This window comes from Kitasatospora sp. NPDC051164 (assembly GCF_044455625.1).
Taxonomy (GTDB): Bacteria; Actinomycetota; Actinomycetes; order Streptomycetales; family Streptomycetaceae; genus Kitasatospora.
In genome coordinates, this window is record NZ_JBITFB010000019.1 from 206805 (window position 1) to 220845 (window position 14041).

13 protein-coding genes and 1 pseudogene are annotated in these 14041 nt (G+C 75.3%); 8 read left to right on the top strand and 6 right to left on the bottom strand.

The features are described from left to right. The first annotated feature begins 56 nt into the window (after positions 1-56). The 6 genes from ACIBEC_RS27760 (at position 57) to ACIBEC_RS27785 (ending at position 5885) form a co-directional block, all read left to right on the top strand. Positions 57-653: a TetR/AcrR family transcriptional regulator gene (locus tag ACIBEC_RS27760; RefSeq protein WP_396289102.1), complete on the top strand. Its 597-nt coding sequence runs from the start codon at positions 57-59 to the stop codon at positions 651-653. Between the two features lie 376 nt (positions 654-1029). Further along, on the top strand, positions 1030-1992 hold the full coding sequence (locus tag ACIBEC_RS27765; RefSeq protein ID WP_360500400.1) for a DUF4129 domain-containing protein: 963 nt from the start codon (positions 1030-1032) through the stop codon (positions 1990-1992). Beyond that, a complete protein-coding gene (locus tag ACIBEC_RS27770) occupies positions 1989-2552 on the top strand; it encodes a hypothetical protein (protein WP_360500402.1) in 564 nt (187 codons plus the stop codon). The genes ACIBEC_RS27765 and ACIBEC_RS27770 overlap by 4 nt, the downstream gene beginning before the upstream one ends. A 77-nt stretch (positions 2553-2629) precedes the next feature. Next, a complete protein-coding gene (locus tag ACIBEC_RS27775; protein ID WP_360500404.1) occupies positions 2630-3664 on the top strand; it encodes a MoxR family ATPase in 1035 nt (344 codons plus the stop codon). Further along, positions 3661-5136, top strand: a complete 1476-nt coding sequence (locus ACIBEC_RS27780; protein WP_360500407.1) for a DUF58 domain-containing protein — start codon at positions 3661-3663, stop codon at positions 5134-5136. Before ACIBEC_RS27775 ends, ACIBEC_RS27780 begins: the two co-directional genes overlap by 4 nt. Then, on the top strand, positions 5133-5885 hold the full coding sequence (locus tag ACIBEC_RS27785; RefSeq protein ID WP_360500409.1) for a hypothetical protein: 753 nt from the start codon (positions 5133-5135) through the stop codon (positions 5883-5885). The genes ACIBEC_RS27780 and ACIBEC_RS27785 overlap by 4 nt, the downstream gene beginning before the upstream one ends. Before the next feature lie 51 nt (positions 5886-5936). On the opposite strand, the gene ACIBEC_RS27790 is transcribed toward ACIBEC_RS27785, so the two are convergent. The 3 genes from ACIBEC_RS27790 to ACIBEC_RS27800 all read right to left on the bottom strand — a co-directional run bounded on the left by ACIBEC_RS27790 (position 5937) and on the right by ACIBEC_RS27800 (position 8011). Next, positions 5937-6290 (bottom strand): nuclear transport factor 2 family protein, encoded by a 354-nt coding sequence (locus tag ACIBEC_RS27790; protein ID WP_360500411.1) that lies wholly within the window; start codon positions 6288-6290, stop codon positions 5937-5939. A gap of 127 nt (positions 6291-6417) precedes the next feature. Next, the gene (locus ACIBEC_RS27795) at positions 6418-6954 is read right to left on the bottom strand and encodes an AAA family ATPase (protein ID WP_360500414.1); all 537 of its coding nucleotides are present in this window, start codon (positions 6952-6954) and stop codon (positions 6418-6420) included. Positions 6955-7087: 133 nt separating this feature from the next. Further along, a complete protein-coding gene (locus ACIBEC_RS27800) occupies positions 7088-8011 on the bottom strand; it encodes an NADP-dependent oxidoreductase (RefSeq protein ID WP_360500416.1) in 924 nt (307 codons plus the stop codon). Positions 8012-8138: 127 nt separating this feature from the next. Here ACIBEC_RS27800 and ACIBEC_RS27805 point away from each other — a divergent pair, with 127 nt between their 5' ends. Then, on the top strand, positions 8139-9287 hold the full coding sequence (locus tag ACIBEC_RS27805) for a helix-turn-helix domain-containing protein (protein WP_360500419.1): 1149 nt from the start codon (positions 8139-8141) through the stop codon (positions 9285-9287). Positions 9288-9309: 22 nt separating this feature from the next. Here ACIBEC_RS27805 and ACIBEC_RS27810 read toward each other — a convergent pair whose 3' ends face one another. The 3 genes from ACIBEC_RS27810 to ACIBEC_RS27820 all read right to left on the bottom strand — a co-directional run bounded on the left by ACIBEC_RS27810 (position 9310) and on the right by ACIBEC_RS27820 (position 13320). Next, positions 9310-10551 (bottom strand): VWA-like domain-containing protein, encoded by a 1242-nt coding sequence (locus ACIBEC_RS27810; RefSeq protein ID WP_360500447.1) that lies wholly within the window; start codon positions 10549-10551, stop codon positions 9310-9312. Between the two features lie 56 nt (positions 10552-10607). After that, a complete protein-coding gene (locus ACIBEC_RS27815; protein WP_360500422.1) occupies positions 10608-11867 on the bottom strand; it encodes a MoxR family ATPase in 1260 nt (419 codons plus the stop codon). A 100-nt stretch (positions 11868-11967) separates the two neighbouring features. Then, a complete protein-coding gene (locus ACIBEC_RS27820; RefSeq protein WP_360500425.1) occupies positions 11968-13320 on the bottom strand; it encodes a hypothetical protein in 1353 nt (450 codons plus the stop codon). A gap of 441 nt (positions 13321-13761) precedes the next feature. Here ACIBEC_RS27820 and ACIBEC_RS27825 point away from each other — a divergent pair. Beyond that, positions 13762-14041, top strand: a pseudogene (locus ACIBEC_RS27825) (NmrA family transcriptional regulator); the annotation flags it as partial.

Genomic DNA, 14041 nt, shown 5'->3' on the forward strand with positions numbered 1-14041 from the left:
ACCTTCCGTGGCTGTGCACGCCGCAGGGTGCCTTACGATGCAAACGGGAATCCACCATGTGCAGAGAGGGGCGAGAGGTGACGGACGGCGACTCACACCGCCCGTTGCGCGCCGACGCACAACGCAACCGGGACAAGATCCTCACGGCCGCGGTGCGTGTGTACGCCGACGAAGGGCTCGACGCCCGCCTGGAACACATCGCGAAAGCCGCAGGCGTCGGCAGCGCGACCCTCTACCGCAACTTCCCCACCCGGGAAGCCCTGATCGAGGCCGTCTACCGCAACGAAGTCGCCCAGTTGTGCAACGCCGTCCCCGGCCTGCTCGCCGCCAGACCGCCCTACCAGGCCCTGCACGCCTGGACACGGCTCTTCCTCGACTACATCGCCGCCAAATCCGGCATGGCCGACGCGCTGCGCGCCATCGCCGCCGCGGGGAACAACCCGCACGGCGACAGCCGGGACATGATCCGACAGGCCCTCACCGAACTGATGGACGCCTGCGTGGCCGCCGAGGTGATCCGCACCGACATCAGCCCCGCCGACCTGGGGGCCGCCCTCGAAGGCATCGCCCTCACATCCGCCAGACCCGAACAGCGCGAACAGGCCGAACGGCTGCTGGACCTCACCCTGGACGGCCTGACGACACGTCCGTGAGACGCCGTCGACCCGAGCCTCCGCCCGCCCGGCCGCCGGCGGATGGACGTCACGGTGGCCGGGCTCTGAGCGGTGGTGGGACAGGCCCGGACGGCGGACCCCAGGAGGGGGGAGGGGTGCCGTCCGGGCCGCTCATTGCCCACCCGGCTCTCTTCTCACCCCGATCCGGCAAGCCAAACCCCCGGGCTCGGCGCGCCTCGGACTGTCACAGCGGGCCGGGGCGCCGGGCGTGATCGGGTCCGAGCCGAGTGACGGGGAGTCCGGCATGCCCCCTTGGCGGGTCGGGGCCGCCCGGGGCGGCAGGTGACACACCGACGGTCGGTGTGCGACTCTGCACCTCGCGCGCCGTCGGGCGCGGGGAACCGGGGGGGTTCGGATGAGTGGTGGGTCGCCGTCGCGTACGCGCGGGCGGTTCGGACGGCCGGCGGGCGTGCTGCTGGTCGTCGTCGGGCTGCTGATCGCCGCGGCGGAGCTGCGGCCCGAGGGCGGGCCCCTGGGCACGGCGGCGACCGGGCCGGTGACCGGCCTCGGGTTCGTGGTGCTGATCGGGCTCGGCTGGGCCGGGCTGGTCGGCAGGTTCGCGGTGCGCTTCCGCGAGGAGGTCCGCCACCTCGACGGGCCGACACCCCGGGCCGAGCGCCTGCGGGAGGCGGCCGTGGTCCTGCTGCCACTGGCCGCCGCCGTGGTGCCGGTCCTGCTGCTGGGCCTGCGCAGCCGGGCCGCCTCCGGGCCGTCCGAACTGCCGCACCTGCCGCGGCAGATGCCCACTCTCGCCCCCGATGCCGTCCCCTCGGCCCCGCCGCTCGTGTCGGACGGTGGCGCAGGGCTCGGGGTGCTGTTCACGGCCCTGTCCGCCCTGGCGGGAGCAGCCGTGGTCGTCCTCGGCGTCGCCGTCGCGTTCCGGCTTCGCCGACTGCGGGTCCGCCGCCGGGAGACGCCCGAGGTGCTGCCCGCTGCGGCCGCCCCCGCCGGGCCCGAGGCCGCTCTCGCCGAGGCCGTCGACTCCGGCCGCAGGGCCCTCACGGGAGCGGACGCCCGAGCGGCGGTGATCGCCTGCTACGCGGCGATGGAGGGCTCGCTGGCCGTCTCCGGTCTGCCCCGACACGCGTGGGAGAGCCCGACGGAACTGCTGCGCCGCGCCCTGTCCGACGAGCGGATCGACGCCACCGGGGTGCGGGAGCTCACCGCGCTGTTCCACGAGGCCCGGTACTCGACCCACCCGATGGACGACAGCCAGGTGCACCGCGCCCGCACGGCCCTGGACACCATCGCAGCCCGGCTTGCGAGCGCCGAACCCGCGGCGGCCGCGGACGCCCACACCGTAGGGGAGCACCGATGAGCAGCGCCGCGCCCCGGCGCGACGGGTCCGTCGACCGGTCCGTGGACGGTGCCGTGCACGGGACGGACCGCGAGCTCGCCCGGCCGGGCTCGGTGCGCCACAGCCTGATCGAGCTGGCCGCGCCCGCAGTCCTCGCCGAGATCCTGTTCGCCCTGGTCGGCGGCGGGCCCGGGGCGGGGGCCGGCGCGGTGCTGCTGGCCGTGACCGGCCTGCTCGTCGCCCGCCGGGTGGCCGGAGCCGGAGCCGGGACCCGCTCCCCGCGCAGCCGGCCGCGACAGATGGAGGCGTACGAGCCCGGCCTCGGCGACTGGCGCTGGACGGTCCGTCAGGGCCTCGATCCCCAGGGCGACGCCGCGCCGCTGCGCTTCCGGCTCCGACGGCTGTACACGGTACGGCTCGCGGAGGTCCACGGCCTGGACCTGTCGGCCGACCGCGACCGGGTGGCCGAACTCCTCGGGCCCCGGCTGTGGCCGTGGATCGACCCGTTGGCGGCCGCCCCGGCCGAGGCCTTCCCGGCGGCGGTTCTGCGCGAGCTCGTCGACCGGCTCGACTCCCTGTGACCCCTCGCGCTGTGACCCGGCGTTCCGGGGCATGCCAGGTCTCCCACCACCGTCCGAATCGTTTCTGCAGGAGCGTCATGACCGACCTTTCCACCAGCCTCCACGGCCCCGCGCACCCCGCCGCCCCCGCAACCCCACCGCCGCTGACCCCGCAGCAGGCCGGCGAGCGGGCCCGCGCGGTGCTCCGGGAGATCGAACGGGCCGTGGTCGGCAAGCCCGAGGCCCTGCGCCTGGTCATGCTCGGCGCCCTGGCCGGCGGGCACGTCCTGATCGAGGACCTGCCCGGGCTCGGGAAGACCCTGCTGGCCCGCTCGTTCGCGACCACCGCCGGCCTGGACTTCCGCCGGATCCAGTTCACCCCCGACCTGCTGCCCTCGGACGTCACCGGTGCGCCCTTCTACGAGCGCAACACGGGCGAGATGGTGTTCCGGCCCGGCCCGCTGTTCACCCAGCTGCTGCTGGCCGACGAGATCAACCGGACCCCACCCAAGACCCAAGCAGCCCTCCTGGAAGCGATGGCCGAGGGCCAGGTCTCCGTCGACGGCACCACCCGCCGCCTCCCGGACCCCTTCCTCGTCATCGCCACCGCCAACCCGATCGAGTACGAGGGCACGTACGCGCTGCCCGAGGCCCAGCTCGACCGCTTCCTGCTACGCGTGCGCATGGGCTACCTCCCCACCGCCACGGAGGCCGCGATGCTGCGCGCCAGAATCGACCGGGCGACCCCCGAGCCGGTTCTTGAGACCGTGGCCGGTCCGGCGGAACTGCTCGCCCTGCGGGCCGCGGTGGAACGCGTCGAGGTCGACGACGACCTGGTCGAGTACGTCATCGCCCTCGTCGACGCCACCCGCAACGACCAGCAGATCCAGGTGGGCGCCTCGCCCCGAGGAGGCCTGGCGCTGATCCAACTCGCCCGCGCCCACGCCATGCTGGAGGGCCGTGACTACCTGACCCCCGAGGACGTCAAGGCGCTCGCCGGGCCGGCCCTGGCCCACCGCATCACGCTCAGGCCGGAACTGTGGGTACGCCAGATCGAGGCGGACGACGTGCTGGCGCGGCTGGTCGCCTCCGTCCCGGCACCCCAGACGCTGCCCCGCGCGGAGACACGGTGAACCGCGCACCGAACACCGGCCCGGCCGAGCCGGCCACCGGGCAGGCCCCGTCCGCCGGCTCGGCCGAGCGTGCCACAGGGCAGACCCCGGCCGCAGGGCAGACCCCGGTGACCGAGCAGACCCCGGCCACCGACGGCACGGACCGGCTCGCCCGCCGCGCCCGGGTATTCGCGGTCGCCCGCAGCACCCGTGCCACCGCCGCCGGGCTGCCCGACAATCCACCGTCACCGCACTGGCGGCCCGCCGACCAGACCCTGCGCCTGCTCACGGTGGCCACCGTCGCGGCCGTCGCTGCCCTGGTCACCGGCCACGCCTGGCTGCTCGCCCCGGCGGCCTTCCCGGCCGTCCTGCTCGCGCTGGCGGCCCCCGGCCGCAGCCGCCCCACCCGGCTTTCCGCCGAGAGCACCACCCGGCCGCGGCGCTGCTTCGAAGGTGAGCCCGTCACCGTACACGTCACCGTGCACCACGACGGCCGGATCGGCCCGCCCGAGCCCGTCGTGACGCTCGGCCCCGGCCTCGCCCTGGACGCGCTGACCGTCACCCCGACCGGCGTCGACCTCGTCCTGCGCGCCGACACCTGGGGCCGCCGACACCTGGGCGTCGTCGACCTCGACGTGCCCGACGCCCGCGGCCTGACCCGTCGCACCATCCGCACCGACCTCGGCACCGTCGATGTCTTCCCCGTCCCCGAGGCCGCCCGCCTCACCCCGATCCCGGTCCGCCTGCCCGAACGCATCGGCGAGCACACCACCGCCCACGAGGGCACCGGCATCGAGGTCATCGGCGTCCGCCCGCACGTCCCCGGCGAACGGCAGCGACGGATCCACTGGCCGTCCACGACCCGCCGCGACGCCGTCCAGATCAACCAGTTCGCCGCCGAACGTGCCGCTGACGCGGTCGTCCTGCTCGACACGCTCGCCGACTACATCGACGCCGCCACCGGGCTACGCAGCCTGGACGAAACCGTGCGCGCCGCAACCGGCCTGACCCGCGCCTACCTGCGTCGGCACGACCGGATCGGCCTCGTCGCGGTCGGCGGGCGCCTGCGCCTGCTCACCGCCGCCACCGGGGACCGGCAGCTCTACCGCATCGTGGAGAGTGTGCTGGAGGTCCGCCAGGACCGCCCCCCGCGCGGCCCCCTCCCGCCCCTGCCGCTCGCGGCCCTGCCCGGCCACGCCCTCGTCTACGCCTTCACCCCGCTCGCCGACCAGCGTGTCCTCGACGTCCTCGGCCGGGTCCGCGAACGCGGTAACCCGCTCGTCGTGGTGGAAATCCCGGCCGGGGAGCCGGCGGCCCGCCCCGACGACGAGACCGACGCCCTCGCGCTGCGCCTGTGGCGCGCGGAACGGGAGGCGATGCGCGCCACCCTGCGCGGCCGCGGCGTCCCGGTGGTCCGCCACACGCCCGGCCAGACCCTGGACCTCGCCCTCGCGCCCCTGCTGCGCCGCCGAATCGTGGGAGCCGCCCGATGACCGGCCCGGCAAGTACGAATACAAGGACGAGTACGACAAGTGCGGGGGCGTCCGGTCCGAAGCCCGGCTCGACGCGCGCCACGAAGCCGAGGCCACCGGTCCGCACGGTTGCCGAGCCGGCCCGCCCCGCTCGAACGGCCCGCCACACCGGCTGGGCCGCGCGCCTGGAACGCGCCGCCCTGCGCGGCACCGGCACCGCCCTCGCTCTCGCCGCGGCGGGCACCGGAACCGGTACGCTCACCGACCTGGCCGGGCCGGTCTGCCTCCTGCCGGTCGCCGCCGGCGCCCTCTGGGCCGCCGTCCCCGCACCGGAGAGCGCGGCCCCGACGAGCTGGCCCGCGCGTCTGTCCGCCACCCGCACCACCCTCCTCGCCGCCGGATCCGTCCTGCTGGCCGCCCTCGGCGAGCCGACGTGGTGGCGGGCGCTCGCGGTGACCGTGCTGCTCGCCGGCCACCTGCTGCTGCTCGACGCGCTCGGCCCCCGGCGCCCGGGCATCCGCCCCGCCGGCGCAGCCGCCGCTCTCACCGCCTCGTTGCTGGTCCTGCCGCCGGCCTTCGCCCCCACCGGAGCGGGCGAGTGGTCCCGCCCCCTCGCCGTGCTGGGCCTGGCCACGGCCGCCGTCGGCGTGGGCCTGGCCCTGCGCCAGCCGGCGCCGCCCCCGACTCCGGCGGACCACCAGCCGGGCGGCGGTGGCCCGGTCCGTCCCCGCGAGCCCGCCGGCCGGCGCCGCCCCGGGCGTCGGCACTGAACGGAGGGCGAGGGCCGGCCGCTGCAGGCGCGGTTGTCGTCGGTCACCCGCCTACGCTTTGCCGCCGAAGAAGACCTGCACCTCCCGGATCAGGCCGTCCCGTACCGTGATCGCCTCGACGTTGCGGTACCGGCCGCCCGTGGCGAGCTCGTACTCGTAGTAGGCGAAGACGAGTTCCTCGTCGGCGGGTGTGATGCGCAGGAGCCGCTGCTCCTGGAAACGGTCCGCGGTGGGGAAGCATCGCCGGAAGAACGCGGCCTTGTCGATGCGGTCGTCCTGCGGGCTGGTGAACGTGAAGTCCTCGGCGTACAGGGGCAGGGCCGCGTCCCGGTCCTGCGACCGGTAGCAGCGGAAGGCCGCCTCGACGACGCCTGCGGGGCTGTCGTGTGCCGGGTTTTCGTTCATTCGATCTCCATGGCTCGACGGATCGTCCTCGAAACCAGGCTGCCGCACCCGGGCCCCCGCTCGGCTTCCGGCATGCCGGGCCGCGCCTCGGGCGGCCCGGCAGCCGACGTCCGGGGCGAGCCCACGCTCAGGGGCGGGGTGCCCAGCCGGGTGGGGTGAGGCCGGTGTCGGTGAGGATCCGTTCGACGCCGGCCTCCAGGGTGCTGTGCCGGCTGATGACGTGCTCGATGCCGTGGGGGAGGAGGTCGTGGGGCCGGTACCAGACGGCCATGTCCTCGGGGGAGAACTCGGCGGCCTGGGGGCGGGTGGCGTGTCGGCGTACGGTCTCGGCGAAGTCGACGTCGAGGTAGTAGAGGTGGCTGCGCCCTTGGTGGTCGGCGGCGAGCCGGGTCAGCATCCGTCCGTAGCGTTCGGCGTCGAGGATGCCTTCGACGACGACGTGGAAGCCGTGGTCGAGGGCGTGCCGCGCCACCACGTCGATCAGCCCGATGTTGGCGCCGCCGGGCACGTCCCGCTCGCGCAGCACGGTGCGGCGCAGCACGTCCTGGGAGACGACGGCGATGCCCCGCCCGTAGGCGGCGCGCAGCCGTGCGGCGATGCTGGACTTCCCGGCGCCGCTCGGGCCGCGCACCACGATCAACACGGTCTCCGCGCTGCCTGTCATGCCGGGACCGTGCCCGCGGCGCGACCTCGCCACACCGCCGAGGTCGCCCGCGGCCCCTCCGCGTGCTCGCCCCCGGTTTCGTACCCGACCGCTCGGTTTCGGGCCGAGGGCGGCCCGGCAGCCGACGCCCGGGTCAGGCGACCGTCAGGACGATCTTGCCGGTGGTGCGGCCCTGCTCGCCGAGTTCGTGCGCCTTCGCGGCCTGCGACAGCGGCAGGACGGTCTCCACGACGGGCCGCAGTGCGCCCCGCTCCACCAGGGCGGCGATCTCGCGCAGGCCCAGGTGGTCCGGCTCGACGAGGACCCACAGGGCCCGCACTCCGTCCGGGGCGGCGGGCACGTCGTCCGGCCCGGGCAGGGTGATCAGCCGGCCGCCGGGCCGGAGCACCTTCAGCGAGCGCTCCGCGGTTTCGCCGCCGAGCCCGTCCAGCACCACGTCGATGTCGGACACGGCGTCCTCGAACCGCACGGCCCGGTAGTCGACCACCTCGTCCGCGCCCAGCTCCCGTACCAGGTCGTGCTTGCCGGCGCTGGCGGTGCCGATGACGTACGCGCCGCGGGCCTTGGCGATCTGCACCGCGAAGTGGCCGACCCCGCCGGCCGCCGCGTGCACCAGCACCCGCTCCCCGGGGCGTACGTCCGCCGTGTCCACCAGGGCCTGCCAGGCGGTCAGCGCGGCCAGGGGCAGGGCCGCGGCCTCCACGTGGGTCAGCGACGCCGGCTTGGGGGCGAGGTGGCGGGCCGGCGCCACCACGTACTCGGCGTAACCGCCCGCCTGGCGCGGGAACAGCGGCATCCCGAAGACCTCGTCGCCGGGGCGGAACACGCCGACTCCCGGCCCGACGGCCTCGACCGTGCCGGACACGTCCCAGCCGACCGCGGGTACGTCGCCCCATGCGATGAGGGCGCCGCCGGCCCGGGTCTTCCAGTCCACCGGGTTCACGCCGGCCGCGTGCACGCGCACCAGGACCTCGTTCAGTCCCGGCTCGGGGCGCTCGATCTCGCGCTCGACCAGGTTCTCGGGCCCGCCCCACTGCTCCACGACCACCGCTCGCATGCTGTCCTGCCTCGTTCTTCGTTGCGTTTCGTACGCCGCCGGGATTGCCCGGCGACGCAGTCCACGATCCGGCATGCCGGTCCGGTGCGGTGTTGGCCGTCCGGCCACTATGTGACAGGATCTGGCCATGGGTACGGCGCAGACGAACCAGCTGGCGCAGGCGAACCAGGCGGCGCGGGCCAAGCCCACCGCGGGGAGTGCGGACGACCGGGAGCGGACGGCGGGCGCGCCGCCCCGGCTGCACCGGATCGCCGTGCTCGCCCTGCCCGGCGTCCCGCCCTTCGAACTCGGGATCCCCTCCCGGGTCTTCGGCAGCGCGGTGGATGCCGAGGGCCGCCCGCTCTACGACATCGTCGTGTGCACCGCCGACGGCGCCCCGGTCCTCAGCGACGCCGGCTTCATCGTGCAACCGGCCGCCGGCCCCGAGGCGCTGGTCGCGGCGGACACAGTGATCATCCCGCCCACGCACGCCATGCCCGAGCTGGGCCGCGGCGGCCCGCTGCCCCCCGAGGTCGGCGCGGCCATCGCCGGCATCCGGCCCGGCACCCGGCTGGTGTCGATCTGCTCCGGCTCCTACGTGCTCGCCGCGGCCGGGCTGCTCGACGGCCGGCCGGCCACCACGCACTGGAATCTGGCCCCGGAGTTCCGCCAGGCGTACCCGACGGTCAAGGTCGACGAGGATGTCCTCTTCGTCGACGACGGCGATGTGCTCACCTCCGCGGGCGTGGCGGCCGGCGTCGACCTGTGCCTGCACGTGATCCGCCGCGACCACGGCGCCGCGGTCGCCAACCGGACCGCCCGGATGTGCGTCGTGCCGCCCTGGCGGGACGGCGGACAGGCCCAGTACATCGACCGTCCCGTCCCCGAACCCACCGTCGCCAGCACCACCGCCACCCGCGCCTGGGCCCTCGAACACCTCGGCGAGCCGCTGCCCCTCACCCGGCTCGCCGAGCACGCCCGGATGAGCCTGCGCTCCTTCACCCGGCGCTTCCGCGACGAGGCCGGTATGACCCCGGTGCAGTGGCTCACCGCACAACGCCTCGACATGGCCAAGCAGTTGCTGGAGTCCACCGACCTGCCGATCGACCTGGTCGCCCACCGGGCCGGCTTCGGCTCCGCGAACTCCCTGCGCGCGCACATGAGGACGGCCTTCGGGGTGTCCCCTGCCGCCTACCGCCGCACCTTCAGCCCCCACGAGCCCTCCGCCGTGCCCGACCTCGTCGCCGCCGCCCCCGACCCCGCCTCCGTCGCTGCCGCCCCTGTCGCTGCCGGCTGATCCCGTGGGCTCCCGGCCACCCTCACCCGATGGTGACCACCCGGGCCCACTCCGGCGGGGTGTCCGGGCGGTAGTCCGGGTCGTTCTCGTCGTAGTGGCCGGAGCGGGGGAAGAGGCCGACGACGGTGCGACAGGGCGGGGCGGTGGACGGCCACGGGGTCTGGCCGTCGGTCAGGACCACGATGACGTCCGGCTGAGGGGTGGAGCGCAGGGCGGCGTGGAAACCGGTGCGCAGGTCCGTGCCGCCGCCGCCGAGGAGCGGGATCCCCGCCGTACGGCACAGGGAGTGGACGGCCCGGGCGGCCGCGTCGCAGGGGACCACGCGGACCTGGTCCCGGCGCCCGCCGACCGCGCGGGCGATCGCCGCGACCTCCAGCAGCGCACTGCCCAGCTCGTCGTCCGAGACCGACCCGGAGGTGTCGATGATCACCGCGACCCGGGGCGGCCGCCGCCGCAGGCTCGGCAGGAGCACGCCCGGCACCCCGGCCGAGCGGCGGGCGGGGCGGCCGTAGCTGTAGTCCTCGCCCGCGCCGGGCCCGGAGACCGCCGAGCGCATCGCCGCGCCCAGCAGTTGCCGCCACGGCTGCGGCGGGTGGAAGGCCTCCTCGGCCCAGCGCCGCCAGCCCGCCGGGGCGCTTCCGGGGCGGCCCCGGATCCCCTCGGCGACCCGGAAGCGGACGGCGTCGCGTTCCTGCTCGGTCAGCCCGTGGGCGCCGTCGGGGCCCAGTTCCCAGGGCCGGTCGGTGCCGTCGGCGCCGCTGCCGCAGTCCAGCCAGGCCGCGTCCAGGTCGCGCGGGTGGAACCGGTAGCTGCGCAGGTACTCCTCCATCAGCAGCCCCTCCGGCAGCAGCAGCCGGCCGGGCAGGAGTGCGCCGGCCGGCCGGACCAGCCCGTCGCCGTACACGTCGTCGTTGATCTCGCAGTCGGCGGCGATGTTGGTCCGCAGCTGCGCGGCCGGGCCCTCCAGGCCGAGTTCGCGGGCGATCCGGTCGCCGCGCCCGTGGTGGTCGCGCAGCAGGTGCGAGACCTCGTGGACCCAGACGCCGGCGAGTTCCTCCACCGGAGTGCGGTCGACGAAGACCGGCGAGGCGTAGCAGCGCCAGTACCGGTCCACGGCCATGGTCGGCACCTGACGCGACTCCACCAGGTGCAGTGCGAACAGCGCGGACGCCAGGTACGACCTCGCCCGGGCGGCCTGCAGCCGGGCGGCGTACAGCTTTTCGGCGGCCGGCTTTCCGGTGGCCGGCTTGTTGGTGGCCGCCATTTCGGTGGCCGGCCTTCCGGTGGCCGCCATTTCGGTGGCCGGCGGGAGAGCGGTGCTCATCGGCCCGCCCTCTCCGCCACCCGGTCGGCCACCCGGGCAGCGGCGCGGTCGGCCCGGCGGGAGAGGGCGAGTGCCGGGGCGAGCCGCTCGATCGACTCCGGCACGTCCCAGTCCTCCCGGCGCAGCGAGGCCAGCGTGGTGGCCGGGACGACCAGCAGGTCCGGGGCGCCGGTGTCCAGCGCGCGGACCAGCAGCGCCCAGGCCGCGTCCCAGCGTTGACGGTCCGGCCGGTTGCGTACCGCCGCGACCACCCCGTCCAGCACCGCCTGGCGCAGGTCCCCGCGGTCGGGCAGTTCCGCGCCCGCCGGGTCGGCGAGCAGGTCCTCGGGATCGGGCAGGTCCATCCGGTCCATGCTCGCCATCAGCTCCAGCCCCGGGCCGTCACCGACGGTGCCGCGCACCAGCAGCGACAGCACCTCGCGGGAGGAGCCGGCGGCGGTCGCGAAGGCGATCAGCCGCAGCGTCATGTCCCAGCTACGCGGGGACGGCCAGGCGCCGCCGCGCCGGGTCTCGGTGGTGGGAATGCGGTGAACCAGTTCCGGGCGGGCGGTCAGCAGCCCGCACACCGCGCGCCGGGCGAGCGCGACGGCCTCCGGCAGCGCCTGCGGGTCGAGGCGGGGCAGGGTGGCCACCGGCCAGACGCCGCCGAGGCCGCGCACCACCACCTCGTGATCGTGCACCCACTGCAGGTGGACGAAGCGGTTGGCCAGCGGCGGGCTCAGCTCCCAGCCGTCGGCCGCCGAAGCGCGCGGGTTGGCGGCGGCCACGATCCTTACGCCGGGCGGCAGTCGGAGCGTGCCGATGCGACGCTCCAGGACCACGCGGAGCAGCGCCGCCTGGACGGCGGGCGGCGCGGTGGACAACTCGTCCAGGAACAGCAGTCCGCGCCCGGCCCGCACCAGCCGCACCGCCCAGTCCGGCGGGGCCATCGGCACGCCCTGCTGCGCCGGGTCGTCGCCGACGATGGGCAGCCCGGAGAAGTCGGAGGGCTCGTGGACGCTGGCGATCACCGTGGTCAGCGGCAGCTCCAGCGTCTCGGCGAGCTGGTTGAGCGCGGCGGTCTTGCCGATGCCGGGTTCGCCCCAGAGCAGGACGGGCAGGTCGGCGGCGACGGCCAGGGTTAGGGCCTCCAGCTGGGTGTCGGCGCGGGGTTCGGTGGTGGTGTCGCCGAGGAGGTCGAGCAGTCGGCGGGCTACGTCGAGGCGGGTGGCTTCGTGCGCGGGCGTGGGTGTGGGCGTGGGCAGAGTCATGGGCATGGGCATGGGCATGGGCATGGGTGATCACCTCAAGGAGTGTGGTACGGAAGGGTTTTGGCGTGCGGCGTTTGGGGCCCGGCGTCCGGCGCCGGGGCGGGCGTCAGCGCGAGGTGGCGAGGCGCGGGCGGTTCGTGCGCGGGCGCGGGACTGTGTGCATGCGGTGCATCGGCGGGCCCGGGCGGAAGGGGAACTCACAGGGTCCTGCGGTGGTCAGACCCGCCCGGTAGAGGCCGTACGCGATCCGCCGCTGCGCGGCCGCCTCCAACTCGTCCCGCAGCGGGCCGTCGCGCAGCACCGCCTCCGGGCCGAGCAGGCCTTCGACGACGGCCAGCGCCCCGGCGGTGTCGCCGTGGTCCAACCGCTCGCGGAAACCGGCCAGTTCGTGCGGACGGCGGTGCGCCAGGTCGACCGCGCGCAGGCAGGGCAGCGGGGTGCCGGACAGGGCGGCCAGCAGCTCCTCGCGGCGCAGCTCGGCCGGATCGTGGTCGAGCGGGGCGAGCGCCCCGTCGACCAGACCGATCCGGTGCTGCTCCCCCCGACAGTCCACCAGCCGTTGGGGCGACGGTGGTGCCGCCGGCTGGTCCGTCCGGGGCCGGTGCCCGGGCGCCAACGCGGCGGCCACCAACGGGTGCAGCCGGTCCGGCTCGATCGCCCCACTGCCGAGCAGGTCGACGTCGGGCGGCACCCAGGTCGCGGCGTCGGGCAGCAGGGGCAGCCCCGAGACGTCCCCGGTGGCGTCCGTCACGCACCCGCCCGGCCCGAGGAGCAGCCGCCGACGTCGGAGCCGCACGACGACGGGCCCGTCGGGGCGTCCGTCGGTACGCAGCAGCAGTGCGGCCTCGGCGGCCCACCGGTCGACGGCGCGGCGCCGCACCGGGTCGTCAACATCCGTATCAGATAGGGTGGTTGGCGCACCGATGCCGAAGCGTACGGCCAGTTCCCCGCTGTGCCCGGCGTCCCAGAGGTGCCGGTGCAGGTCGTAGCGGAACCGGCGACTGGGACGGGGATGCGGGTGCGGCGACCGTCCGTCACCGCCGCCGGACCCGTCCCAGAGCGCGAGGGCGATCCGCTGGCCGTACTCCGCCCAGGCGGGCGGCGTGCGGACCACCAGGGACACCGGTCGCTCGCCCGGGTATCGGGCCAGGGGCATGGTGAGGCCGGGCCGCAGCAGCCCGTCGGGTGCGGTTCTCGGTAGGTGCCAGCGCAGCAAGTCCGGTGCGAGGCAGCGGAGATCGGCGCGTACGCGGTCGGCGAGCGCCCGGCCGTGGGTGCGTGCGACGTCCCCGAGGCGGAAGTCGACCTCGACGTTGGCGGCGGCACAGGCACCGGCCCAGTCGCCGGCCAGCCGGCGGGCGGAGGCGGTCTCGATCATGGAGGGCGGCACGGCGTACTCGCGTACGCGCCGCCAGAAGGAGAGGCGGGAGTCGTTCCCGTTCGCGGTGGAAGTGAGCATCAGCACTCACTCTTCGCGGACGGGACCCCCATTCTGAGATCAGCGTGAGTGGTCATCGCCGGGAGCATAGCGCTCGCAGTCGCCCGCCCGCCACACCGTTTCGCGCGCCCGCCGCCGGGCGTCTCCGGCCGCCGCAGGGTGTCGCCGGGCGCTCAAGAGCCGGTGGAACCCCGGTCAAGACGGGTGGTTCGTGACGGCTTGGGTGTGTTCTGGTGGTGGACGGAGAAGGCGCGGCCTCGGAAGGTCCGGGGTCGGGCGGGGCAGCGCGAGGGCGTGTCAGCGGTGTAGACGCTCGCGCATGGAGCTGAGTGCGGTGGCTATGGTTCGCCGGCCCGGAGTGACCTTGACTGGTGGACACAAGGACGGACGCGAAGGGGGCACAGGATCCCGAGCGCGTCCGACCGGTCCGACTGGCTTCTACTTCGAGCGAGGGTGATCGTGATGGCTGGTGTGGTGGATCTTGCGGTGGATGCCGGTGTGGTGCTTGTCGTGGGTGGTACCGGGAAGACGGGTCGGCGGGTGGCGGATCGGTTGGCGGCGCGGGGTTATGAGGTGCGGGTGGGTTCGCGGTCGGGTGCGGTGCCGTTCGACTGGAACGACCGGGGTACGTGGGAGGCGTCGTTGGTGGGTGTGAGTGCGGCGTATCTGACGTATTACCCGGATCTGGCGTTTCCGGGTGCGGTGGAGGCGGTGGGGGCGTTCTCGCGGTTGGCGGCGGCGC